Origin of the sequence: Paenibacillus ottowii (genome assembly GCF_006874425.1) — a bacterium.
Taxonomy (GTDB): domain Bacteria; phylum Bacillota; class Bacilli; order Paenibacillales; family Paenibacillaceae; genus Paenibacillus; species Paenibacillus ottowii.
Genome location: NZ_VIJZ01000001.1, coordinates 567,457 through 590,822, shown reverse-complemented (window position 1 = coordinate 590,822; position 23,366 = coordinate 567,457). Strand labels below are relative to the sequence as shown.

Annotated in this window: 30 protein-coding genes, 1 tRNA gene and 2 pseudogenes; 7 read left to right on the top strand and 26 right to left on the bottom strand. The window is 43.9% G+C overall.

Translation table 11 applies throughout. The annotated features are described in order from the left end of the window. The first annotated feature begins 155 nt into the window (after window positions 1–155). Window positions 156–1,427 (top strand): MFS transporter, encoded by a 1,272-nt coding sequence (locus FKV70_RS02800; protein ID WP_142611770.1) that lies wholly within the window; start codon window positions 156–158, stop codon window positions 1,425–1,427. A 249-nt stretch (window positions 1,428–1,676) separates the two neighbouring features. Here the strand turns inward: FKV70_RS02800 and FKV70_RS02795 are convergent. Then, window positions 1,677–1,750 (bottom strand) — tRNA-Pro (locus FKV70_RS02795). Window positions 1,751–1,880: 130 nt separating this feature from the next. Between FKV70_RS02795 and FKV70_RS02790 the strand changes: the two genes are divergently transcribed. Further along, window positions 1,881–2,186, top strand: coding sequence for a hypothetical protein (locus tag FKV70_RS02790; protein ID WP_142611769.1), 306 nt, complete (start codon window positions 1,881–1,883; stop codon window positions 2,184–2,186). A gap of 67 nt (window positions 2,187–2,253) precedes the next feature. On the opposite strand, the gene FKV70_RS02785 is transcribed toward FKV70_RS02790, so the two are convergent. Both FKV70_RS02785 and FKV70_RS02780 read right to left on the bottom strand, forming a co-directional pair. After that, a complete protein-coding gene (locus tag FKV70_RS02785; RefSeq protein WP_142611768.1) occupies window positions 2,254–3,084 on the bottom strand; it encodes a barstar family protein in 831 nt (276 codons plus the stop codon). A gap of 180 nt (window positions 3,085–3,264) precedes the next feature. Continuing rightward, a complete protein-coding gene (locus FKV70_RS02780) occupies window positions 3,265–3,528 on the bottom strand; it encodes a hypothetical protein (RefSeq protein WP_244310628.1) in 264 nt (87 codons plus the stop codon). 206 nt (window positions 3,529–3,734) lie between these two features. Between FKV70_RS02780 and FKV70_RS02775 the strand changes: the two genes are divergently transcribed. Then, the gene (locus tag FKV70_RS02775; RefSeq protein ID WP_142611767.1) at window positions 3,735–4,493 is read left to right on the top strand and encodes a DUF2087 domain-containing protein; all 759 of its coding nucleotides are present in this window, start codon (window positions 3,735–3,737) and stop codon (window positions 4,491–4,493) included. Window positions 4,494–4,524: 31 nt separating this feature from the next. Continuing rightward, window positions 4,525–4,866: a GIY-YIG nuclease family protein gene (locus FKV70_RS02770; RefSeq protein ID WP_142611766.1), complete on the top strand. Its 342-nt coding sequence runs from the start codon at window positions 4,525–4,527 to the stop codon at window positions 4,864–4,866. 2 nt (window positions 4,867–4,868) lie between these two features. Here the strand turns inward: FKV70_RS02770 and FKV70_RS02765 are convergent, their stop codons facing one another. The 11 genes and pseudogenes from FKV70_RS02765 to FKV70_RS26355 form a co-directional block, all read right to left on the bottom strand. Then, the gene (locus FKV70_RS02765) at window positions 4,869–5,429 is read right to left on the bottom strand and encodes a GNAT family N-acetyltransferase (RefSeq protein ID WP_142611890.1); all 561 of its coding nucleotides are present in this window, start codon (window positions 5,427–5,429) and stop codon (window positions 4,869–4,871) included. A 28-nt stretch (window positions 5,430–5,457) separates the two neighbouring features. After that, window positions 5,458–6,015 (bottom strand): hypothetical protein, encoded by a 558-nt coding sequence (locus FKV70_RS02760; RefSeq protein WP_142611765.1) that lies wholly within the window; start codon window positions 6,013–6,015, stop codon window positions 5,458–5,460. Between the two features lie 281 nt (window positions 6,016–6,296). Further along, window positions 6,297–7,241, bottom strand: a complete 945-nt coding sequence (locus FKV70_RS02755) for a class I SAM-dependent methyltransferase (protein WP_142611764.1) — start codon at window positions 7,239–7,241, stop codon at window positions 6,297–6,299. A gap of 126 nt (window positions 7,242–7,367) precedes the next feature. Next, a complete protein-coding gene (locus FKV70_RS02750) occupies window positions 7,368–8,570 on the bottom strand; it encodes a rhamnogalacturonan acetylesterase (protein WP_142611889.1) in 1,203 nt (400 codons plus the stop codon). 76 nt (window positions 8,571–8,646) lie between these two features. Beyond that, window positions 8,647–9,121 (bottom strand): annotated as a pseudogene (locus FKV70_RS02745) (ribosomal maturation YjgA family protein). 192 nt (window positions 9,122–9,313) lie between these two features. Further along, on the bottom strand, window positions 9,314–9,901 hold the full coding sequence (locus FKV70_RS02740) for a GNAT family N-acetyltransferase (RefSeq protein ID WP_142611763.1): 588 nt from the start codon (window positions 9,899–9,901) through the stop codon (window positions 9,314–9,316). After that, window positions 9,898–10,611, bottom strand: coding sequence for an HAD family hydrolase (locus tag FKV70_RS02735; protein ID WP_142611762.1), 714 nt, complete (start codon window positions 10,609–10,611; stop codon window positions 9,898–9,900). Before FKV70_RS02735 ends, FKV70_RS02740 begins: the two co-directional genes overlap by 4 nt. Before the next feature lie 115 nt (window positions 10,612–10,726). Beyond that, window positions 10,727–11,284, bottom strand: coding sequence for an SMI1/KNR4 family protein (locus FKV70_RS02730; protein ID WP_142611761.1), 558 nt, complete (start codon window positions 11,282–11,284; stop codon window positions 10,727–10,729). Between the two features lie 58 nt (window positions 11,285–11,342). After that, on the bottom strand, window positions 11,343–11,738 hold the full coding sequence (locus tag FKV70_RS02725; RefSeq protein ID WP_142611760.1) for a hypothetical protein: 396 nt from the start codon (window positions 11,736–11,738) through the stop codon (window positions 11,343–11,345). 145 nt (window positions 11,739–11,883) lie between these two features. Next, window positions 11,884–12,252: a hypothetical protein gene (locus FKV70_RS26360; protein WP_244310627.1), complete on the bottom strand. Its 369-nt coding sequence runs from the start codon at window positions 12,250–12,252 to the stop codon at window positions 11,884–11,886. After that, window positions 12,249–12,560, bottom strand: coding sequence for a hypothetical protein (locus FKV70_RS26355; protein ID WP_244310625.1), 312 nt, complete (start codon window positions 12,558–12,560; stop codon window positions 12,249–12,251). The genes FKV70_RS26360 and FKV70_RS26355 overlap by 4 nt, the downstream gene beginning before the upstream one ends. Before the next feature lie 127 nt (window positions 12,561–12,687). On the opposite strand from FKV70_RS26355, the pseudogene FKV70_RS26990 reads away from it, so the two are divergent. Then, a pseudogene (locus tag FKV70_RS26990) lies at window positions 12,688–13,178 on the top strand (LuxR C-terminal-related transcriptional regulator); the annotation flags it as partial. An 89-nt stretch (window positions 13,179–13,267) separates the two neighbouring features. Here the strand turns inward: FKV70_RS26990 and FKV70_RS02710 are convergent. The 12 genes from FKV70_RS02710 to FKV70_RS02655 all read right to left on the bottom strand — a co-directional run bounded on the left by FKV70_RS02710 (window position 13,268) and on the right by FKV70_RS02655 (window position 21,694). Continuing rightward, window positions 13,268–13,447, bottom strand: a complete 180-nt coding sequence (locus FKV70_RS02710) for a hypothetical protein (protein ID WP_063209972.1) — start codon at window positions 13,445–13,447, stop codon at window positions 13,268–13,270. A 77-nt stretch (window positions 13,448–13,524) separates the two neighbouring features. Further along, window positions 13,525–14,526, bottom strand: coding sequence for a diacylglycerol kinase catalytic domain-containing protein (locus tag FKV70_RS02705; protein WP_063209973.1), 1,002 nt, complete (start codon window positions 14,524–14,526; stop codon window positions 13,525–13,527). Then, window positions 14,523–15,584 carry an SPFH domain-containing protein gene (locus tag FKV70_RS02700; protein ID WP_063209974.1) on the bottom strand — a complete coding sequence of 354 codons (1,062 nt, stop codon included), beginning with the start codon at window positions 15,582–15,584 and terminating at the stop codon, window positions 14,523–14,525. Before FKV70_RS02700 ends, FKV70_RS02705 begins: the two co-directional genes overlap by 4 nt. Window positions 15,585–15,786: 202 nt before the next feature. After that, a complete protein-coding gene (locus FKV70_RS02695; protein WP_063209975.1) occupies window positions 15,787–16,455 on the bottom strand; it encodes an HD domain-containing protein in 669 nt (222 codons plus the stop codon). A 3-nt stretch (window positions 16,456–16,458) separates the two neighbouring features. Next, a complete protein-coding gene (locus FKV70_RS02690; protein ID WP_142611759.1) occupies window positions 16,459–17,229 on the bottom strand; it encodes a HEAT repeat domain-containing protein in 771 nt (256 codons plus the stop codon). A 221-nt stretch (window positions 17,230–17,450) separates the two neighbouring features. Next, entirely contained in the window at window positions 17,451–18,485 is a 1,035-nt protein-coding gene (locus FKV70_RS02685) for an NAD(P)/FAD-dependent oxidoreductase (protein ID WP_142611758.1), read from the bottom strand. A gap of 153 nt (window positions 18,486–18,638) precedes the next feature. Next, window positions 18,639–19,142, bottom strand: a complete 504-nt coding sequence (locus FKV70_RS02680; protein WP_142611757.1) for a DinB family protein — start codon at window positions 19,140–19,142, stop codon at window positions 18,639–18,641. Window positions 19,143–19,166: 24 nt separating this feature from the next. Further along, entirely contained in the window at window positions 19,167–19,616 is a 450-nt protein-coding gene (locus FKV70_RS02675) for a hypothetical protein (protein ID WP_142611888.1), read from the bottom strand. Window positions 19,617–19,641: 25 nt separating this feature from the next. Continuing rightward, window positions 19,642–20,163: a GNAT family N-acetyltransferase gene (locus FKV70_RS02670; RefSeq protein ID WP_142611756.1), complete on the bottom strand. Its 522-nt coding sequence runs from the start codon at window positions 20,161–20,163 to the stop codon at window positions 19,642–19,644. A gap of 57 nt (window positions 20,164–20,220) precedes the next feature. Beyond that, window positions 20,221–20,712 carry an 8-oxo-dGTP diphosphatase gene (locus tag FKV70_RS02665; protein WP_142611887.1) on the bottom strand — a complete coding sequence of 164 codons (492 nt, stop codon included), beginning with the start codon at window positions 20,710–20,712 and terminating at the stop codon, window positions 20,221–20,223. 80 nt (window positions 20,713–20,792) lie between these two features. Next, on the bottom strand, window positions 20,793–21,254 hold the full coding sequence (locus tag FKV70_RS02660; RefSeq protein ID WP_064795349.1) for a hypothetical protein: 462 nt from the start codon (window positions 21,252–21,254) through the stop codon (window positions 20,793–20,795). A gap of 11 nt (window positions 21,255–21,265) precedes the next feature. After that, window positions 21,266–21,694, bottom strand: coding sequence for a GNAT family N-acetyltransferase (locus FKV70_RS02655; RefSeq protein WP_142611755.1), 429 nt, complete (start codon window positions 21,692–21,694; stop codon window positions 21,266–21,268). A 388-nt stretch (window positions 21,695–22,082) separates the two neighbouring features. Here FKV70_RS02655 and FKV70_RS02650 point away from each other — a divergent pair, with 388 nt between their 5' ends. Then, window positions 22,083–22,658, top strand: a complete 576-nt coding sequence (locus FKV70_RS02650) for a class I SAM-dependent methyltransferase (protein WP_142611754.1) — start codon at window positions 22,083–22,085, stop codon at window positions 22,656–22,658. 15 nt (window positions 22,659–22,673) lie between these two features. Continuing rightward, window positions 22,674–23,279 carry a DedA family protein gene (locus FKV70_RS02645; RefSeq protein ID WP_142611753.1) on the top strand — a complete coding sequence of 202 codons (606 nt, stop codon included), beginning with the start codon at window positions 22,674–22,676 and terminating at the stop codon, window positions 23,277–23,279. Window positions 23,280–23,366 lie beyond the last annotated feature (87 nt).

Sequence of the window (23,366 nt, the reverse complement as noted above, 5' to 3'; positions counted from 1 at the left end):
ATATCAACTGATGGCTGGGTATTTGGGTTGTCGATACGATGCAAATTCAAACTTAAAGTGACATTAAAGTCACTTTTCTGTACAATTTTCCTACTTTTCACTATTATTTTACTTAGGCATCTAAAAACCGCTTTGAAAGCGAAAGGGATGGAACTGTGACTGGACTAAAACAAATACTTAGAAACAAGAATTATGTCAGATTTTTTCTGGCAACCTTTGCCTCACAAATGGGAGGAGTTATCGGGGTTACTGCATTCATGTTTTATTTGTTGAAACGGTTTTCAAGTCAGCCTTACTATGCAACGATTGCCGAGTTAATGTATTCGCTCCCGATGCTGGTAGTATTTCTCGTGGTTGGAGTGCTGGCAGATCGGATGGACAGACAAAAAATTGCTGTTAATTGTGACTGGATTAGCGCTATTTTATCTTTATGCTTGCTTATTTTTATTTGGGTCGATTCGATTCCTTTGATATTTGCCCTCCTCTTCATCCGTAGTGCTGTCTCCAAATTTTTCTTTCCAGCCGAAAGTGCCATTGTACAGGGGATATTAAACGAAGATGATTACACCATTGCCGCAGGCCTTAATCAAATGATGGGGAGTCTTTTCATGTTATTTGGAGGAACTCTGGGGGCCGTCGTATATTGGCATCTTGGAATTACTGGAGCTATCCTCATTGATGCTGTTTCTTTTATTGTGTCTGCACTGCTTATTCGCTCCTGCAAAATTTCCAAGGAAGTACGCCTTCCGAACGGGGCACATCAATTTAAACAACTAAAATTCAAACTTGTCATGATCGATTTTAAACAAGGATTTCTTTACATATTACGCAACAGACTATTGCTTTGGTTGGTTTCAGGCTTTTTTATGTTTGGTATTTTAAATGGTGGTTTTAGTGTTTTACCGATGTTTATTCTTAAATATAAACTAGCTCCAGCCAACTATGAGCAGTATACGGTATGGGCAGGTATTATTTTTGGAGCTGGTGTGTTGCTTGGTACCCTAATCGCTTCGCTCACCTCCACCAAGTTAAAGCTACACCAAATGATTGCAGCCGGAGTTCTGGTAGCCGGATTGGGGATGTGCACACTTGGATTTGTTAACCACCTCTATGCTTTTCTGATGATCAATTTTGTCATTGCACTGATCCTTCCGTTCATTAACATTGGCATAGGAGGATGGCTGCCTCGTATTGTAGATCCTCAAATGATGGGACGTGTGCAAGGTTTGATTAATCCGTTAATGATGCTGTCCCAGTCTCTTACATTAGGTTTTATTGCTGTGAGCTTTCCTTCATTTATTTCAATTGAGCTCTTGTTTTTATTAGTTGGGGTCTGTACCGTTTTTGTAGGAATATACTACACTATTGTGCTTCCCCGTTATGCTGATTACAGCACTTCTTCTAAGGCCCTTCAGGAATCTTTATAGGCAAATGCAAAAAGTTTACAGATAGTAGCATTGAAGGGATTGTTGATTTGTCACTTTTGCCTCCTATCCCGTGCAGAAGCAGAGGTGGCTCCATCCTATCTCCCTTCAATGCCTCACAAGTACATACATTCGTACATACGACTAGGTCGTCAAAAGCCAGTAGCGACAAAAAGCGATAGGATAGATGTAATATATAAAAAAATGTCCTGCTGGCGCACGATCCGCACCCGCAGGACATTTGGATTATAATCGGAGTAGCGGGATTCGAACCCACGACCTCACCCACCCCAAGGGTGCGCGCTACCTGACTGCGCTATACCCCGATGAACCAGTGTATGTAAACCGTTGCTGTTATTTACCATTATAATCTGGTCATAAAAGCCTGTAAAGGCATAATTTAGTGTGAGTGACACAAAAAGTATAGACTAAAATCTGAGATCACAGGAGCTAACCATGCAGAGCAAAAAAATAATCATTTCCGCAGCACTACTACTTTTTTTAGTACAATTAAGCATTCCTATGTGCTATACCTTTGCACAGGATGACCTTGTCATAGATCAAAAAACGAAGGAGAGGATAGCAGAGCAATATGGCTTGGAAGAACCTCATCCACCTGCATCAGAGCAGCAGCAGAAAATATTTTTCGAAGCTGATTGGGGTTTTAGCACGCCTGCTGGAGCTGTGGTGCAAGAATTGATCAGCTTCACTCACAATCCGCTCATATTTATTAGTCAGCAACTGATACGTTCGCTAAAATAGCCATACACAAACTTCAAATACATTTTCCTCCTATGTAAAAGGTGGATGCAATAATTTATGTTCCATTTCAAAAATTTCCTTCTTGCTTTCCGATCTTATTATCCGAAGAAAAATTCATGAAAACACCACCTGATTCTAAAATCGTTAAGAGTTCCTTAAAATATTGCTGTGGTGAAAATTCATAACATCTCTTTTCTTGGTCCCATTCTTCCTCAAATCTTTCCAAGAAATAATGTGCATTTTTCCAATCGATCGTGAACGGTCCTACTGCCCCAAAACCTCCACAGAGACAGTCCGATATACTGTCCAAGCTAAATCCAAAGTACCCTCCCGGCCCATTAATCGCTTCACCAAGTGCTATAAAAAATGTTGTAAAATCAGATATGTATTCGCCCTCTAAAGTATAGACTTCTCCTCGTTTATCCGGTCTGGCAAAATGATTAGATGCAGAATATATTCTAGTCACGTTTAGCCATCCGGATCGCTCTTCTTTAGAGAAGGTATGCCATATATTATTTTCATACGGCTGGGTTCCCTTTAAAAACTCCCATAATCTTAATTCTACAGAGGAGGGTTTCGTTTCAAACATGCCTGTTAACTCCAGATGGAAATTTTGTTTATTATAATTTTGTTTATGGATTATGTAGGATTCAGGTAAATGAAAATAATAGCTTCCAATCACTTTTTCTTCATCATCTAAAATAGCAATGTACAAGTTGGATATAGATTGTTTTGTCTTTGCTATGTTTCTTATGAATTCCTCATTAAAGACAAATTGTTCAAACATGACCTTTTCATACGTTTCGACCATGATATCACCCGTTAATCCAACCACATCTCGACAAAAACCAACTGTGAGCCCACTTTCATCATCCATGACAGCAAATCTATATTTCATATCATATCTCCTCACAATAATTTTAAGGAATATGGCATCTTAGGAATATAAAATCATGTAAAAAGTTCTAAAGATTCTAGCAAAAAGTCACGCTTACATTTGTTTTTATGATCAGTTAGCTTCCTTCTTATCATTTGTCTACATAGTTCCTTTTGAGCTTTAGTAATTTTATCTTGCACGTTACTTATCAAGTGTTCCTCTATTCCCCTTGGTATTTGGATTTCTTAACAAGTCGATAAGTGGCAGCACCGCTCCACTGTCTCCTAGATCAGCTAATGTAATGGCAATTACATTTCTGAGCAATACACTATTCGTCGTTGCCAAATATCTAGATAATATTGGAGTGAATGAATGATCTAACTTTTCACCCACACCCTCTATTATCTTTACTGCTTCCTTTAAATCTCCACTTTCTATGGCTTCTTCTAATCGCATTTTGTTCATTGTTTATCAACCCAACTTATTACAATATATAACAGCTATCCAGTCCCAACGCAATAACAATTTACATATAATAACAAAATTATATCTCTTTTGTACATAACAGAACAATGTCAAGGACCTGAGAAATTTCAACTCATTGATTTAAAATAAACAAAATGTTATATTGTCTATAAAATAATCATCAATTAATTGAGGTGTTTGCTAAAATGGATCATTCCGAACTATTCTGGAATGCTGGTGTTGAAGAACTGAAGCGTGGATATATTCGCCAAGGGGAGCAGGTGGTTTGCCTGCTGGACGGACAACGATATGAACAAGGCATCATATATCAGGATCAAGGGGTATTCTATGACGCGGAGCGGTATATGCGCCTTCATATTGAGCGGACATACGGATCGGTGTTTGACTATTTGATCGGTCTGGACAAAAAGCTGACCGGACTCACGGATCATCAGAATCGGCTGCTTCAGTTATTTTATCAAGGTATGGGCGATGCGGATATTCAAAAGGAAACCGGAATCGGCAGCGCATCCACCATACGCAATCATCGCTTTGGACTCAAGGAGAAAGAACGACAGGCCAGGGTATTTCTCACATTAATGGAACTGTTAAAAGAGAAAGACCGTCACGCTCCCGCCATCGTAGAAGTACCCGTACGAGCACGGATGGTGGACGAACGTTACAACATTACAGAAGACGAAAGGCAAAAGGTACTCACGAAGTATTTTCCGAATGGTACAGACGGTCGCCTAAAGACCTTTAAAATGCAAGAAAAGCACAAGCTGATTGTGCTGCGTGAAATTGCGTGCCGGTTTGTGAAGGGACAAATATATCATGAAAAAGATATCAATGCGATTTTACAGGAAGTATATAACGATTATGTCACGGTGCGAAGATATATGATCGAATATGGTCTACTAGATCGCAAACCGGATGGCAGTGAATATTGGTTGAAGGAATCGTAAAGCTAGCATTTTAAAATAGGGGGATTCGACAATGGATCGGAGAAAAGAACTAGTTCAGCAATACATGGAGATGAAGACAGAGGCGGGAATCTATTGTATTCGCAATACACGCAATGGGAAAATTTTCGTCGCTTCCACGCCGAATTTAAAGTCGCTGAATGGACGGCGTTTTGAGCTAAATATGGGTGGATTTAAGAATAAACAACTACAACAGGAATGGAATGAGTACGGCGAAGATTCGTTTGAATTTGAAGTGCTGGATGTTTTGAAGAAAAAGGATTCGGAATTCTTTGATGTCAAAGACGCGCTGGCAAAGCTGGAGCAGACCTGGCTTGATCGACTCCAACCTTACGGGGACAAAGGATATTTGTAAACTTACTGCTCCGCGGAAAACTCCTTGCGAAGAAAGCCAAAAACAACAGCGTCCACAAACTGACCTTTTTCATAAAAGTAATCTCTCAAGTGACCCTCTTTAGTAAAGCCACTTTTGAGCAGCAACCGTCTGGAGCCTTCGTTATCTGGATCAATGAAGGCTTCTATACGGTGAACCTGCGGTAATTGAAAGCCGTAATCCACTACCACCTTTATCGCTTCTGTCATCAGGCCTTGCCGCCAGTATTCCGGTGCCAGCTCATAGCCGATTTCGATACGGGAGTGTTCCTTCTGCCAGTTATGAAATCCAATTGTGCCCACGATCCGCTCAGGAACTTCTTTTAGCGTAATCCCCCATCGAAAGCCCTCTTGCTTCTCATATCTCGTTAACATGGAACGAATAAATTTTTCTGCTTGCTCTACCTCCGTAAAGCTTTCCAAATCATAATATTTTGTGACTTCATCTCTGGAGAAATAGGTGAATATGTCCTCCGCGTCTGCTAATGTAAGCTGTCTTAAATAAAGCCGATCAGTCACCAAAACCGGAAACGTTTCCATTGCCAACATACATCTCCCCTCTACTTCGAAAAACCTATTTAATCAACCACCAGCCGACCCCCACCACAACTCCATTGATGAGAAATAATACGCTGCATGCTCTCCATTTATTAATTTCACTTGTTTGAAAAAAGCTGGTCACAGTACTGCGACACAGAAATATTGTAAAAAATAAATTCCAAATAATACGCATACCATATTTAACGTAGTATAGAGTAGGGCTAAGCTGCACACCGTCTAACGCTGGGGAGATATCTGGAATAAACAGAATGGCACACGCATAACGCATGGTCTCATATGTAAAATAAAATAACGCCAACCACCAAGCCCACTTCTTACCAAACAACATGCCGACTCCGGCAGTCGTTCCTGCCAAACCAAGCAATGCAATGAACCCTTGAAACATGCCTCTGCATATGCCTAATAATGTAGAAGCCTCATTTAATGCATTAAGTGTCAATAGCTGTGTCACCAACAGGAGTGCTCCATTAAAGATCAGTAAAATAGCTGAAATGCTTACACCTAAAGGTCGTTCGAAAGCCACGTTCGTTACATAATCTTCTACTTCTTTTTTTGTATACAGATCGGACACTTCTTCTACTCTCCTAACCCAATTATTACATCCAATTTGCGCGGGCATAATAACAGTGTGTTTTCGCCTCATTTCCATATATCGGCTTTTAGGAAAATATGGTTTAATCTTCCCTGAAAAATACCCCGTTACCTATAGATTAATTATTATTATCCAGGACAACAATGCTATCAAATCAATGTCATGAGAATCCTGATCATTAACCGAATCCCAAATAGAGTAATATCTATCCTTATACTACCATTCCAAGAGTGAATCTGACAAATGACTGATAATAGCACTTATGAATGTATACGCGTTATTTTCGTAGCTCTGTAACCTTTAGAGGACTCGATATACTCTACTTGATACCCCATTCGGACACTCAAAAGCTCTTCCATGAATGGCAGGCATGGACTGTAAATAAAGCTCCCTCCTGGCCGAATGGCTCTAAGCAATTCCATATATTTATGAGCGTACTCATGAATATTGCCGTCTGTCTTCAGATGATGATGTATAAAATGGTTGGAGAATGCCATATGTGAAATGATCGTTCCCCATGTACTTTCTCCATAAGTGGTCTCTAACCAATCTCCTTGAATGACACAACCTTCTGTCTCAGCCAGCCGATCTGTTCCGTAAGTCTCAAATCCCAAGGAACGTAAATAGGTAACCAACCGTGCCTCTGATCCGCAACCAACATCTAGAACAGGCTCTTGCAAACGAGCAAGGTCCAATCCCAGCAGATTGGCTTGCAGTTCCGGCGTATATTCCTCACAAGGTATCCAAAAGGTATACTCACTCTCTGCATACTTAGCGAATATTTCACGTCCATTGGTACGAATAAGGAAATCTCTCAAATGCCCATAATGCTGCTGAAGCAGTAAGTCCAGAGTTGCTCCAGCTATAGTTTTCTTTTGAAACAGCCTTTCAATCCGGGTGAAAAATCGATCATACAGCTCCGCAAGCTCCCTTGCATGATTTGTGTGAAAATGTAGATACTGATTGGTATTTACAAACTGGGACAGTATTTTGGCCGCTACATCTTTCACAAAAACATGATATGTATGTTGGCGCTTCAAACTTTGAAGCATGAGGATCAGTTCCGGGCTTCGCTGCGTCAGCCAGTACGTCATTTCCGTTGAAGGTCCTAGCAGAACAGAACCCTCGCGCATGTAAAATAAACTCCGATGCTGATTATGCAGGAGTTGACCGTTAATAAGACTATGAAGTTGAGCGACTGTCATGCTGCTTCCTCCTTTAAGGTTCAGAACATTAATGCCCTACCCAAGCCTATATATATTACTGGGTTTGGGTAGGGTCAGCTTGTTTTCTGAGTGTATCATGGTTGTGGAAACTCAGTGCTATTGCAACTATTCTGCCTTTACATAAGAAGATAAAGGAATATTCAAGTCACGAACCCCTTGGGCTACCAACCGGGCTATTTGCTCCGCACCATACTCCTGAAAATGTGTATCGTCCTTCACGCCATCAGGAAATGCAGGATATACACCTGGCTCCAAATGTAAAAATAACGGAAGTGTTCCTTCCAGTCCTAGTGTATCATAGTAGTCTACACTCAATCGACTAAGATCGACCAGCGCAACCTTCGTCTCTGATGCTGTTTCCTTCATGGCCTGCACATATTCCGGAAAACTGATCCGAAACGAAGCGCTTGCTGCATCATAATCCCGGCGGCCTACAGGAGTAATTAACACAGGTATCGCACCGCGTTGGGTGGCTCCTTGGATGTACGTTTTTAAGTATACTTTGTAATCGGCAGGTGAAACATAACGCTCCTGATTATTGATCGCGGCATCATTATGCCCAAACTGTATGAACAGGTAATCTCCTGGACGGATATTTCGTAAAATATCATCTAATCGCCCTTGAACCAAAAAGGTCCTCGTACTGCGTCCTCCAATAGAACGGTTCACAAAAATAGTCTCATCTGTAAAAAATGGAGCAATCATTTGCCCCCAGCCTGCCTGAGGCTTCATCGAGGCTTTGTAAGTTTGAACCGTAGAATCTCCTGCAAGGTATATGGAGGGGTGCTCTCCAGCCGTTCGAGCTTCCTTGGGAGTGATAACCAAGGCGTTGATCTTCGCTTCATTTCCTGAGAAATACAATTCGAGCTGACCGTCGATGAGTGCAAGCTCGAACGCAGCCTCAACAAATTGTCCTGCTGTTTTGGTAGTAGGTTCTACTTTCACAATGGATTCGGCTTTAACCGTAATATCCGTGTTTCCTGCAGTATCTCCGGCAATTAGAGAAAGCGTGTAATCCGCAGGTGGTAAATTGACGACAAAGGATGAGCCTTGAACACGCACAAAATCTGAGCGTATAGCATCACTTCCACCACGGTTCTCTTCAGTTACCTTGGAAAGATCGATAAATCCATAGCCACGCTCAGGCGTGTAAGCATCCTTGGCAGTGACCTGGGTGTAGCCGTCAGCTACGTCTCCAGGGCCAAAATCAAAACGAAGAGGCGCCGCAAGCTGCTTTTCGGCTAACGCCTGCCCTGGAATAAGTATAGTTGCAAACAACAAGCTGAACCCTGCGCATAACCCAATCATCTTACCCACCAACCTGTGACGCTTTCTCTTTTGTTTCAAGCGCAACCCTCGCTTCTCAGATTATTTGAGTGGCTTATCATCGTTCTCGTTCTATACGTCTGTTGATTCCGGCCGGCCTTTGGCAGCCTTGGTCCAGTGCCCAGGAGACCACAATACCCATCGTGTACCTGATCAGATCCACGGTCAGAAACCCTTTGCCAAGCACTAGGCTGCCCAGGGTTGTCGCCCGAATGTGGTTAATCCAGGGAGCCTGGTACATCTGACTGAACTCAATAGCAAAGCAAAACAGCAAACTGCCCCAAAGGGCTACAGACAACTGACGATTCACCCACAACATTCTCAGCCCAAAATAAATCATGCACGCCCACAAAGCATCCCCAAAATGATTAGCAACGAATGCAGGTAAGTGGGTGGAGAAAGCCCGGCTTCCCAAGCCCAACAAGATCATGACCAGCCACGGCAGCCAAATACGCAGCACGAGCTTTCCAGTGGAACCTCTCCATATTTTTCAGAATAACTCCCCTACTGCTGCTTTTACGAATGTTTTTCATACTACATTACCTGTCCGAATACAGAAAAACATCCGCCAAACGGCTGAAAAGCTCGTATAGCATCCCTTGGGATAGCGTTTGCAAGATTGCTGAACCTTAAGCTGATGTCATATTGTATGCACACCAACTTGTCTGTATTTTTCGTCATATCATGAATCATAATAAGCCTCCACAGCATCCTACAAGCACCTGCTAAAATTCAATACCACGAACCTTGGCAAAAACCATTTGGTGTGCCATGCTCCCCTCTTCATCATACTCGATGTTTCTTAAAATCCCCTCCAGTGTAAAACCTGCGCGTTCTGCTACCTTGGCGCTGCGCGTGTTTCTGGAATCACAACGAATCTCCACCCGATTGGCATGCAAATGCTGTATGGCAAAATCCGCAATACTGTTCACAGCCTCTGCTATAATACCTTTTCCAGTCCATGAGGTTCTGAGCCAATATCCAATTTCAAATCTTCGTGCATCCCAATCAATATGATGCAGACCGCTGCTGGCTACAAATTGTCCCGAAGCCGTATCAAATATATACAGCACCATGTCAGATCGATCCAGAAATTTAAGTCTGGCTTGGCGTGAACGAATTTCAGATTCCTCCGCCGTAGGGAGATTTCTAGCAAAAGGAAGCCAAGGTCGCAGTTCATTTACACTTTCTCGTATCGCCTCATTAACCGCCGCGCCATCGCCCCATTGCGGAGCGCGTATGGTCAATCGCTCCGTCTGGAATTGCTCCGGGAACGATAACAGAATGGGATTCGGTTGCTGCTCCCTACTCATGATGCCCCCTCCTCCATATTCGATGGATAGCTGAGACGATCCAGCCAGCCAGTGATTTCACGTAGACTCCCAATCTGATGATCCGGTACAATGTCCATTTCATTCCACGTCATAAAGCCTTCCAGCCAGATGGTATGCAGCCCTGCACTTTGCGCACCACGAATATCATTCGTCGGATGATCGCCTACGTAACAGGCATGACCAGGTTCGGCAATGTCCAGCTCTTTCAGTGCCAACTCGAAAATACGAGGATTAGGCTTCTCGACGTTGACGCCACCCGATACGATAATGGAATCCACATAATCTCTCAGCATAACCCGGTCAATCTTAGCCTGCTGCGTACGAAGTGAGCCGTTGGTAATAATACCAAGCTTCAAGCCTCGAGACCGTAGTTCGGACAGCACTTCCTTGGCCCCATCCATCAATACCGTAAACTTATGAAATTCCCCATACCAAAAGCCCAGCATCTCCTGGACTGTCGTATCGGGATTTTTCAGTTTCAGGTTTGCATGCAGCTCAGTATACAGCTCTTTCTTATCCCGGTAGCCGTCCTGATCTGCCAGACGTATTCGCTCAACGACAGCCGCGTGGCTGGCTGGTTCTTCTGCCACAATAAATCGTTCTATAAAACGCTCCGTATATGCAGCAAATGCCTGTTTGCGATGAATCAGTGTATTATCCAGATCAAAAATAATGGCTTCTATAGACATAACGAGCTCCTTTCTGTCCGTAAATTTATACCGATCAGCTTGAGACGAATTGAACAACTCCGATCACAATCCTTCCTTTGCCTCGACTTATTTAACTTCCTAGCGATTCGACGCTTCAACTACATAAATCACTCCAAAAGCGAACTGTTTTTACGGCCTCAAAATCAATCTGTTCGTAAGTCTTCTCTCCAAATTCCTGCTTGAAATATTCCTGCAAACTTTCTCCATACACGATAATATCCGTTTGATACACTGAAAATACCGGATTTCCTTCTTCACAAGGCTGCTCTGGGATATATCGGTGACCATAGATGGGGATCAGCTTGGGCACGCGCAAAAACTCACGTTTACATATGTCCACGGCTTCCTGCAAATCTGTTGGTCTATTCCCCCATTCAGAATGCCAGAACATATTCTGTTCCACATCGAAAATCATACCTTCGAGCGGCCAATTCAGCCTTTCCCAAATTACACCCATCCGCTGTGGTGACGTATCTCTCCAAGGAATAAAGCTTCTACCGATTGGAAGAACGTTCATCAGCAGCTCTCTTAAGTCGGGCGGAAAGTGAATATCATACCTGTCTTCGACCTCAGAAATCTCCCGGGTGGATAAGCCTGGGGTTAAGGTTACATCGTCTTTACGTAATAGATCGATAATATAAGCGACATCCATCTTGGATTGAACACCTCCATCGTTGTCTGATTGCACCTTCTGATTGAATTCTAGCAGCTTAGTCGAGCGGATTGGTCAAGAGGCCTACCAGACTTGTAACTTCAACTTCACCGACTCGGCGTGGGCCTTCCATAAAATATCCCCTGGTTCCTACATGTATCCGGTGTCGGTGTACCTTTCCCCTCATTTCTCCAAACAAAATCCACATTCTTGCCTGACCTTCCCGGTGAACCGGGTGCCTGGTATCCATGATCAATTGACCCTCTTCATCTTCAAACTCAGGATGTATTGCATAAATTCCCGTTGTTGTAATATCGTCGCCCTCATAGGAAAAATCGCAGCGATAACCCTGAATAGGCAGTTGTTTCCTGCCTCCTTCTTCCGGTGTGTAAAATCGATATTTTACTATAAAATCGTGCGGATGCTGCCTACTATGTTCATAGGGACTCCACATTTCATATCATCCCCTCTGGTCTTTCCCAGAAATATGTACTTCCTTTTAGTGTAATCCAATAGGAAAAGAAATCCAAGACCTATCCGCAAGGCATTGCCGAATAAGCTTGGATGATATGAGAGTCCTTTTTTCAGATATATGACTTTTATACTTGCTGTCCGTTCACTTGAATATCTACGTCTACCTGCTGTCCCAGCCAAGTCCGCATGCGATTCCATGAAAATACCTGCTCCATGTGAAAAACACCATCTGGAAGTTCTGAACGATACAGGGCAAGCGCTGCAAAGACGGCGGCTTTCGCAGTTAAATTAGACTGATGATGTCCCCTTAGCCTGCATTCGACACTCGTCTCCTTGCCAATGAGCGTTCCTTGGGCGTCTACCTTGACTGCTATAGCGTTTCCTCCAAAGTGCACCTTGGCAAAGCTGCGAACTACAACCTCACGAACTGCTAGCTGTCGGAGCAGACTTGATATCCCGATCGTCCGAGGCCCTACCAGAAGCCGGGTGGTCAAACGCGAATCGAAGCACAGGCGTGTGCTGACTGTAGGAATATGAGCGTACGTGGAAGTGTCTGCTGATCCGAAAAGGGAAATCGATACGCCCGATGACGATCCACTCCTACACCAAAGTCTGCTACTATGCCGTCGGTAAAGCTTCTTTGAGTCACTGGACGTCCCTGTTCTATCACCTCCAAGTCGGTATGAATCTGATCTACAGTCCACTCAATCGCAGCCTGACCGTGTTGATCACCCAAGCCCAGCCTCAAAGATATGTTCAATTCATCCGTCTGATCCATGAGCTGTGTCACTTGCAAAGCCAAAAGATTGGTTAACCCCGAGCTAATCTTCTACACATACAACTTTTCCAACATGACCATACCCGCCAATGATGATGATGTTATCCTTTGTCATAAGCCGTCTCTCCCTCTTTAATCGCAAACCATGCATTTAGAATACGAATATCTGTACGAAGATATCATGAAATACGATCAACTGGTGCGAGAAGGACAGTCCATCGCAACGCTTCATGGGTCTACAAAAGGCCAGCCGGACCGAAGTATACGTTATAGAGAGGTTTTGCAACCCGCTGGATTCGGGGATGAGCTGCGGGTCCCGTTTATGAACAAAGGGGGCTGCTGGGGATTTATTACGTTGTTTCGCTACCATGGGAAACCTGTATTCAGCGCGGAAGAGCAACAACTACTTGGAACATTAGCGCGTCCATAGCCTACCATTTGCGTCAAACGATGGCCGAGATCTACTCATGGACTGAACGAGAAAGACAGCTTGTCCATCTCATTGTGCAAGGCTTTTCTACCAAGGGACTGGCAAGTGCACTTCATATTACGGCTTACACGGTGCAGGATCATCTGAAATCAATTTTCTTGAAAACAGAGGGAAGCAGCCGTCGTGAGCTAGTATGGAAAGTATATTCCAGATCAGATTTAATTAAAAATTTAAAAAGACAGATGACCCACTTAAAGGATCATCTGTCTTTGCATCATTGCTCTATTGAGACGCAAGAGCCTTATTTCTGCGAAGAGGATTTTGTATCGTCGTATGATACTGGTGTGGGCTTCGCAATCCATTCATCAGCTTCTGGCTCGATATCCACGCCGTTGTCCAGCTTCGTCTTCTCCATCAAGGAATCTCCGTCCTCGTTCTTCTTGTTGCGGATTTTCGCCTCGTCTTGAGTATGGTCGCTCATGTTGATTCCTCCTTTATTAATTTCATCTGATGGTTGTACCTTAATCATAATTACCCATTGCTGTCCTGTACAAACCTCTATACGACCAGATGCCCTTTTTTCTCCGCCGGTCCAATGGTCGCCTCAATGCCAGCATTAAACTCCAGGAAGTCGCTTTCTACTCCATCACTGAAAATAACTCCGTTCTCCGGCATCTGCGAAGCAATACGCAGCGGTCTTTCAACTGCCACCTGTCCAAATACCAGCTCCGCAGCAGTCGTCCGGCTGGGAAACGGTTCTCTCACCGTAAAATAAAGCGATGGCAAACTCCAGGCTGCACGATGATCATGCCCCATTCCTTCTACTGCCCCTTCTTGACTGAAAGCAGCATCTGTCATCAGGTGATCTGGAGTCAGCGAGACTGGGTGCCGTGTAGCACTGCCGACAATTCCGGCCGCTCCAGCCAGCACACTCTTCAACCAGCCTGTCGCTCCCAGTCCTGTGGAAACAATAATACCGCTGGATGATTGCTGCTCTACCTGCCCCTCCAATCTCAGCTCATATCTCGCAGACACATGAGTTTTGCGCCCGATGAACAAATCGTTCACGGCATATAAGGATTGACCGTCATTCAGTTGGGCCTTAGCCAGCGTAACCTCCTTAATCGGCCGTCTGTGCACGAACACATCTGGCACCACCCAGCGCAGATCAGATACAGTAAACGGCAGCAATACCCCGTCCCAGCGCATTGGATCTGGATTCACACCGATCAGCGGCTGTTCTGTCAAATATTTTAACGTGTTGGCTACCAGACCATCCTGCCCCAGTACCACCACCGTATCCTGTTCACCAAAAATAAAGTTCGGCACATGCTCCCGCTCCACAATCTGTACACGTCCCAAAGCCGATAACTCGGACGTCGCCGTTGCCACCGCCCTGCGGTAATTCTCATCCTCCAGCACATAATCACTGAAATCCGCCCCCAGCCGTTCCATAAAGAAACGAGCCTGCTGCACCGTGTTGTATCGGACAATCAGTTCCTCCAGTCGCGTTTTACGCTTCACCAAAATAATCTTCTGCTCTGTCATTCGGCTGTTCATCGTGTTCTTCCTCCAGAGCCTCTCGATCCTGCTGATCCGCTCGTTCCCGTATCTGACATGAGACCTTGCAGCAGATCCGGTGTAATGTTCAACTGACCGATTTTTCCTGCATTTTCTGCAAGTTCCTGAAAGGCGATCGCAATCAGCTTATCTGGGCTCATATCCATGTTGGCCATAGCTTGAAGTACGTTAGGCTCGACATCCTGCAACGATTTCATCACCGCTGTTAGCTCATAGGCCTTGGCATCAGCTTCGGCCTTTTTATTCGTTACGGTCAGCTCAATCAGTTCGCGCTTTTTCTCCTCCAACGCCGTGTCAAACCGCAACTGCTCCTCCTTCATCTCACTTTGCTTTTGCTTTACGGAACGCTCGGCATCGAGTTGGGTTTCGCGAATCTGTCTTTTTTTCGTCTCCACCGCAATTTCCGTATTCAACTCATTTTCCTTCACACGCCGCTCCTGCTCAATGGATGCGTTACGGCGCTCATACAAAGCTTGATCCGCATTGCGAAGAATTTCCTCCCTCGCCTGTGCTTCCAGTGCTCTCATCGTCTCCTTATTTGGTAAAATCGCCAAAATGGACAGCCCCATGACCTCAATACCCAGTTTCTCCATTTCAGTATGTTGAGCAATATCCTTCGTCATGTTTTGAGCCAGACGTTCACTGGACTGAACAGCTTCTTTGAGTGGGACACGTTCCAAATACTTTTTGGTAAGCACCTTGGCGATATTTATCACCCGTTGGGCCAGTTTGCTTGGATCATCCGAAATATAGCGTCGCTCCTTTAAATCATACGTGTAGTTTAAAATCTGCGTCGTTCTGCGGTAATCCACAATCCGATAAGTCAGTTGCCCCTGCACTGTCACCGCTTGGAAATCATTCGTCATATCCTCAAACATGAACGGCACATCAATGGAAGAGATCGGTACGACGACAACCGAGGTAGTCGGGGCGTAGTAATAAAAAGATAATCCAACTCCCTCTCGAACCACCTTCCCATTCTTCACCTTCATGACATACTCACTGGGCTGAAATTTAACAAAATTAAATCCAAACATCGTCGTTTCCCCGCTTTCTTTATTGTGTTCGGCACCCTGTTACTTCTTTATTGTTATTATCAATTTGTTATTAACAATAAAATAGCACATATAAACAATAATATCAATATGACATTTATAAAAAAACTAAAGGCCGCTTCCCCTCCGATTTGCTCGGTTAGAGGAAACAGCCTCAGATTAGGAAGCATCAGCTTCCCTTTTTCTATCGGATATCACTCACATTCCATTCTCTATAGAACTGCTCCAGATACATTTCCATCCATTGATGACGGACCTCTGCCAGCTCTCGGGCATAAGCAGTATTCATTAAATCCTTGAGTTTGAGCAGCTTTTCGTAAAAATGGTAAATGGCACTTTTACCTGCGGCGCGATAATCATACTGTGAATAGTCTTGATCCGGTTCATGCATGACACTGCCTTTTGAGCCTGCATACATAAAGGTTCTTGCAATCCCAATCGCCCCCAGGGCATCCAACCGATCTGCATCCTGTACAACCTGACCTTCCAGCGTTTCCATAGGAGGGTTTTGTCCACCATTGTAGGACATCGTAGCAATGATGGTCATCACGTGTGTGATCACATCCGGATCGTTTACATGCTGATGCAGCCACTGCTCCACTTTATCCAGCCCCGCTTGTTTGGATTCATTTAATTTTTCATCCGCTACATCATGCAGCAGTGCTGCCAGTTCACATACGAACGGATCTGCACCTTCTTTTGCAGCAATTTCAATAGACAGCTTCCTCACGCGATCAATATGCCACCAATCGTGACCACTGTGGTCATGCTCCAACTGCTGCTGTACATACGGCTCTACCTTTTGGATGATTTCTACCATTATCGCTTCCTGTTGCTCTGTTCGTCTCTTCATAAGTCACCTTTCAATCCCGTCCATATGTGCTATGTGAGGTTGGTTTGTTTTTTTTATACGCATGTCCATTTGCTTAGCACGAATCATCGAGAGCGCCTTACGGGCTGCCAGCTTCCCATTCGGGCTTCCATGCTTCACTACCTCTTTTAATAATTCGGTCGCTGGTTCATACCCATGATGTCCCAAAAGCATACATGCACGTTCCTGTACATACATATCTTCATCATCCACATAGAGAAGCAATGAATCCACCTCACTGACAGGTGTAATTGCCATTAAGCTGTAAAGAAGCTGGCATCTCACATCATCCTCCATAGATGAATCCTTTTCCAATATAGCCTGTAATTCATTCTTACAGCGAATATCTTCTGTTAGTTGTTTGGCACTTATGTCCCCACCAGATGGGTAATCCTTGTGCAGCTGGTCCCAATCCTGCACTGGATTTTGCCCCAACTCTGCAATTAGCGAAGCCGCATTTCGATACACTGGCGACAAATCCGTTTCCTCGTGATTGATATAACACAGTCTATATGCCAACGGCCCCTCTGCATATAGACCTACATAATTAGAATGATCATCCGTCCATAGAGGGACGATATGTTTGAACACCTCGATCTGCGCCATCCACTCGATACTCTCGGCAAGCTCCTGCTCACTCAATAATCGTAGCTGAACTTTCCGCCCTTCCTGCTTCTTACGATGGATTAATAAAGCTTCCAGCATATCATCAGGCAGATAAATCGCGTGCTGTTCAAGCACCTCTCGTAAGCTCATTTTTTCACGCTCCTTATCTTTTCCATTCCAATTCTACTCTTTAAGTCCGAAAAGGACAGGCTATCTTTATTTTATGCTATATGCGTATGGCATCAACCTCTAGCATCAGAAATCAGTAACCTAGCAAAAAAAGAACCTCCTCAACCACATCAATCGTGGTCAACGGAAGTTATTTGGAAATTTCTGTATTGACTCTTCTCTATTCAACTGGTGTATCTTATCTACTCCACAACACCCAACTCGCGGTTTTTTTCCTTGAAACGGCTATTGTGAGAAGATACATATGCAGCTTTGTCAGCTGTCGGATCAATGTACAGCTTGGCGCTGTTGAGGGCCAAGGCAGCATCTGTGAACGTACCTGCAATCAGATACAGCTTGCTTCCGTATTCGACAAAATCGCCTGCAGCAAAAATCCCCGGTAGATTCGTTTCCAGCTTGTCACTCACTCGGGCATGCCACTCTCCCATATCCAGTCCCCAATTGCGCAAGGGGCCGAAATCGGATTTTAGGCCATGATTTACGATAACTGCATCAACATTCAGCATCTCTGTTTCGCCCGTATCTACATGATTGATCGTCACCTGCTCAATCGACTCTCCGTTGTTGCTATGTAACTGGCTTACCGCATAAGGTGTGAGAACACGAACCGAAGAGGATTTCATATGGGCTACATTTTTCTCATGTCCACCAAAATGATCCCGACGATGTACAACTGTCACACTCGCTGCAATAGATTCCAGCTCATTCGCCCAATCTACCGCCGAGTTGCCTCCACCGGAAATCAGAACATGCTTGTCCCGGAACGGCTCCAGCTCTTGTACGGTATAGTGCAGGTTTGTAACCTCGTAACGGTCGGCACCTTCAATCTCCAATTTAGCCATTTTGAGAATACCATAACCTACGGCCAGAACGATCGTACGCGTCCAGTGCTGTTCCCCTGTGGCAGAAGTCAGCAGGAACGTACCATCTTCTTGCCGATCCATACCTGTAATCTGTTGCCCCAATACAATGGTTGGCTCGAACGTCCGTGCCTGCTGCTCCAGCTGGTCGATCAGCTTTTCACATAAAATCGGGGTCACCCCTCCAACATCCCATATCATCTTCTCCGGGTATATGCGCATCCGTCCGCCCAGCTCATGCTTGGCTTCGATCAGTTTGGTTTTCATATCTCTCATGCCACTGTAAAAAGCAGTATACATACCGGCTGGACCGCCGCCGATGATCGTTACATCATATAATTCCAAGGACCCTGTCACTCTGCAACTCTCCCTATCGTCACGTAATATGTCTGCTTCTATTATAAGTGATAATAATTATCAATATCAATTAAGAAATAAAACATATCTGTGACAGAGGTGTTCATGACTATTGAATTACACTTTATATAGTTATCTGACTACTGCTTTTCGTTAATCTTGTGTATTAGGCAAGGATTGCTGCACTATGGCACGCAATGCTTTTTCATTCAGTCCGGTTTGCACAAATTGAAAACGGTGACCTGCCAGTCTCTGAACTCGATCTATGATCTGTCCCAGATGATAAGCTGTATGCTCTACCACATGGTAAACATCATACATATTTAAATGACCTGTGTTATCCAATGCTGAACAGAAGGAAGAAAAAGCATCTTCAACTTCATCCAGAAGTTGTTTTTTGTTTTGCACTGAAGGTTTGAAGCTCTCCTCCATCCCTTGCTTGTATGTAATCGTCGGATCTATGAGTTTGTTTGCATTTCTACGCACATGCACCATTATATGATGGATGATTCCTCCAATACTGTTCTGTTCCGCTTCACCAGTGGCCCATAACATGGATTCATCCAGAAGTTTGATGCATGCCCGCAGCTTAACCAAATATTGATCGTACATTCTGTGCTTGGATATCATTTTAAATTCATGCATGGAAGAATTCATATGCTCATTTCCTCCTCTATCTTTTCAGGTGTATTTTTTAAAAAAGTCACTCCCGTGGATTATCCAATATTGTTCAGCAGGAGGGACCTCTTTCAGGAAGTTTTGATATTCTCCTTTCCACCCTACCGGCACATAGTGTTCGAAAGAAGCTGGCTCTGGAAATAGCGAGTAGAGAACTTTTTGGTCAAAATCAACATACAAAGCAGGATAGAACTCCAACACTTCATCCTTATGCTGGATTGCATCATCTAGCACCTGAAGCACTGTAGTGAGCTCTCCCGCAGCTACCTTATATTCACGGATGTGATCTAAAAATGCTCCCGCTGTGGTTTCATCTAAAATATCGATACCAAACCGTTCCTCCATCTCGGTATTCAAAAACCAATACTCTCTTTCCGTCACATACCAATTCCATTGTCCCTGGAAAATGACACCGACAATGATGTTTTGCGCATATTCTGGCCATAATTTCATGAGCTTTTGCATTCCTCTCCCTCACTTACAGCTTAATCCAAAACCGGTTTACACGGTTTCCATCTTCCTCTATGTAATCCTTGTCTGCTATTCCTCCGTTCCGCAAAATCGTTCTTTTGGAACTGATATTATCGGAGTCGCATACGACGAGGGCTCTGGAAATGCCCAATTCTTTTGCTATGCCCAATGCCTGGTCCAGCATAGTCACAGCGTACCGGTTCCCTCGTGCAGAAGGACGGATACCATAGCCAATATGACCCCCCGCATTTAATAGATGCTCATTAAGATCATGACGGATATTCACTGCTCCGACAACCTGATCATCTGCATCCACCAGCCAGTATGTCGAACTTTTAACCCAGCCTTCAGATAGGCCAATTCCATTTTTCTGGTGCTTTAAAAATGTCAGCATCCCTTCAAAATCATACGGTTCTATAGAAATCACCCACGGTACCATTTGCTCTTGGCTCTTTTTCCATTCCTCATAAAATGAAAGATAAGCATCCTTCCAGCCCTGATCCGGCTCAACCAATCTGACGCCCTGCATCCTACTCACTACCTCCTCTTTAAACGTTCATTCTCCTGCTAACGGTCGTCTTCATCTCTACACCCCATAGTTCTTAGTCGTTGCTTCCAGGGTTTCATCCGTCTCCGCAATCCACACGGAGCTAACCTCAAATGTCCCCGGCTCGAAAAACAATGGGAATCTCCGCTTAAACCAATCCTGCATTGGCAGATTTAATGCTTCCTTCATATCCACCCACAGCGGCTCTCCCTCAGGGGGATTCTTTAATAGTTCACCCTCCGTTGCTGTAGCCAAATAGTTAAAGACCATATATCTCAGCCCTTGGTTTGGATCACAATATTCGTCAATGCCTTTAAATACAATTTCCGTAACGGTTAAGCCTGTTTCCTCCTTTACTTCACGAATAGCCCCGTTCACAATGCTCTCTGGAAACTCTACTTTTCCTCCTGGGGCAATATATCCCGGAAATCCCTTTCGATTCGGTCTATTCATAAGCAATACCTTGGTTCCGTCTTGAATCATGCACATGGTATAAATTTTGTGTTCCACTTCTGTAGCCAATCTGATCATACCTTTCTTATTCACAATTCTCTAATCTAGCTTTTATCTTTCACACCGACATATTGTGATTAAAATCCCCCATAGAACGATCATAGTCCCTCGTCAAACAACTGTAGACCTATGATTGCAAAGGCGACGCCGTCGCCCACCTTAACGTTGACATCACCATTCATTTCTTCCGAATCTAAAACAAACGTAGCATCTCCTGCAACAATCTCCAAACATTCTATCCCGCCTGCCTCGCCGTGCATCACCTGTTGTACCATTCCTTGGATCCAATAGTCACCTAGCTTTGGTTGAGTGCGAACAATGCCTGTCTTTTCAGTAGGGCGCAGTCTTCTGAACCCTTTTATACTGGATTGATAAATCTCAACCGAAATGACACAGCCAGGAGTCAACTTGTCCAAGCTTTGTTTATACGGAACAACATACGCATATCCCGAGGTCAACTCACACCAAAAAAAAGCCCAGTAGCCGTATACCTTTTCCTCGCCAATCCTACGAATGACGATCTTTTCATCTTTATATACTTCGTTGATCCGTACGCGCATATTCGGAGTCCTCAGTAGATATTTTTCTTATAATAATAGTGTTTAAAGCCTCTAGGAGCCTCATCGATAACACCGACTACTTCATACCCATGTTTCTCATAGAATTCAGGCGCTTGAAAAGAAAAGGTATTTAGTTGTATAAAATTACATCCTTTATCACTAGCCATCTGTTCGATTTCGCCAAGCAGTTGCGAACCGTAGCCCTTTCCTCTATGGCCCTCATCTACCCACAATATATCAACCTCCACCCAGTTCCAACATAATACACTTAAAAGTCCACCGATAACCTGGCCTTCTCCATTTTTGAGCGTAAAATTAATCTCTTCATATCGAGTTTGAATATCTGCCGGGACGTATTTTGCATTAAACTCAATCAGCTTATTTCTGACGAAACGAGCTTCATCCCTACTACTTCGACTCACTTGAGGTTCCAGCGTCATGGCATAAATCCTCCAAATTAGAATGTTTACTAATACTTACTGATTCCATCTATAAAACTAGAGTTAGAAACCTTTCATCTTCCCACTGTTATTTATTGTATATACTTTTTTATGTTTAGTCACATGATTCATTATGAACTGATATAAACGCAAAAGCAGGCTCTCTATGAAACTAAGAGCCTGCATCCCCCCGGCGTACACTGAATGATATGGACTGACCCATACCGAACTTCTTCTCTTTATCCTAGACCATAGTCAAGGAAAGTACCCTCCGCAGGACGGGGAGCTGAGCCCTACTCTAGACAGGAGCAAGTCAAGGGATAATTTGTTACTCTTAGCAGAGATCATTGAACGTGTTTTTAAAAAATTGAAGGTAGGGGAAAGGTGTATGATCCGTATTAGTCATTTGGTTCAGGAAAGATTCATGTTCCTGCTCAAATTTTTGTATTCGCCTGCATATGTGGGTAGCGTAACACCCAGTTCCAGATTTTTAGCTAAAAATATGATAGAATCCATTCCATGGAGTGAAGTTCATGCCGTGGCTGAGCTTGGGGCTGGCACAGGGGCCATTACCCAATACATCCCGTCTACGACAACAATTCAACCCAAGGTTTTGCTCTTTGAAAAGGACCCGACCATGCAGCAAAGCTTAAAAAAAAGGTTCCCGAATTATCTATGCTATTCCGACTCGCGTGAGCTTCAGCTTGCTATGAAAAATGCCCAAGTTGAACAGCTTGACTGTATAATCAGCGGACTGCCGTTCTTTAACTTTCCACAAGTGATGCGAGATCAAATCGTAGAACAAATCCATCTCTCACTGCGGGATGGAGGAATGTTTGTCGCCTTTCAATATTCTAAACAGATGAAACAGCAGCTAGGTGAATGGTTTGATATTGAAGAAATCAAGTTTGTACCTATGAATGTTCCACCCGCATTCGTCTATGTATGCCGAAAGAAAGCTTAAGGAAGGAGTATGGGTATGGATGTTGAATATTTAATTTCCATCATCGAACAGTATGGTTATGCAGCATTATTCTTCTGTCTATGGCTGGGAATTGTGGGCCTGCCCATTCCAGACGAAGTCATAGTGATGACTGGCGGGGCCGTAACAAGCATGGGGATCCTTCATCCGTTACCTGCTTTTTTTATTGTATATCTTGGGGTTGTATCTGGTCTGTCCTTGGGTTATGTGTTGGGGAGAAACCTGGGTACACCCATTTTGGATCGTTTGCGTCGGAAGAAAAAAATGGACAAGTACATTACATTTTCAGAAAATTTAGTACATAAGTATGGAAAATTCACTATATGTATCAGCTATTTGCTGCCGGTCGTTCGCCACATTGTCCCTTATATTGTGGGGATCAATAGGATGAGTTTCAAGCGTTATGCCCTCTTTTCTTATTCAACGGGCTTGGTTTGGACGCTGATCTTCTTTTTGCTTGGACGTCTCTTTGGCGATCATGTACAAGCAGCGGGAGATTTGATTCATCGTTATGGCATGCAGGTGGCATTGCTTGTCACCGTGCTGGTAATCATATTTTTGATAATGAAATTTGTATGGGGGAAGAAAACAACAGAGGAGTAAAGGTTGAATATATCGGTATGTTCATAATTTAGAAGTTACCTGTCGTGCCACTACGATGATTCAATTTGCAATGTTAGGATCTTGATT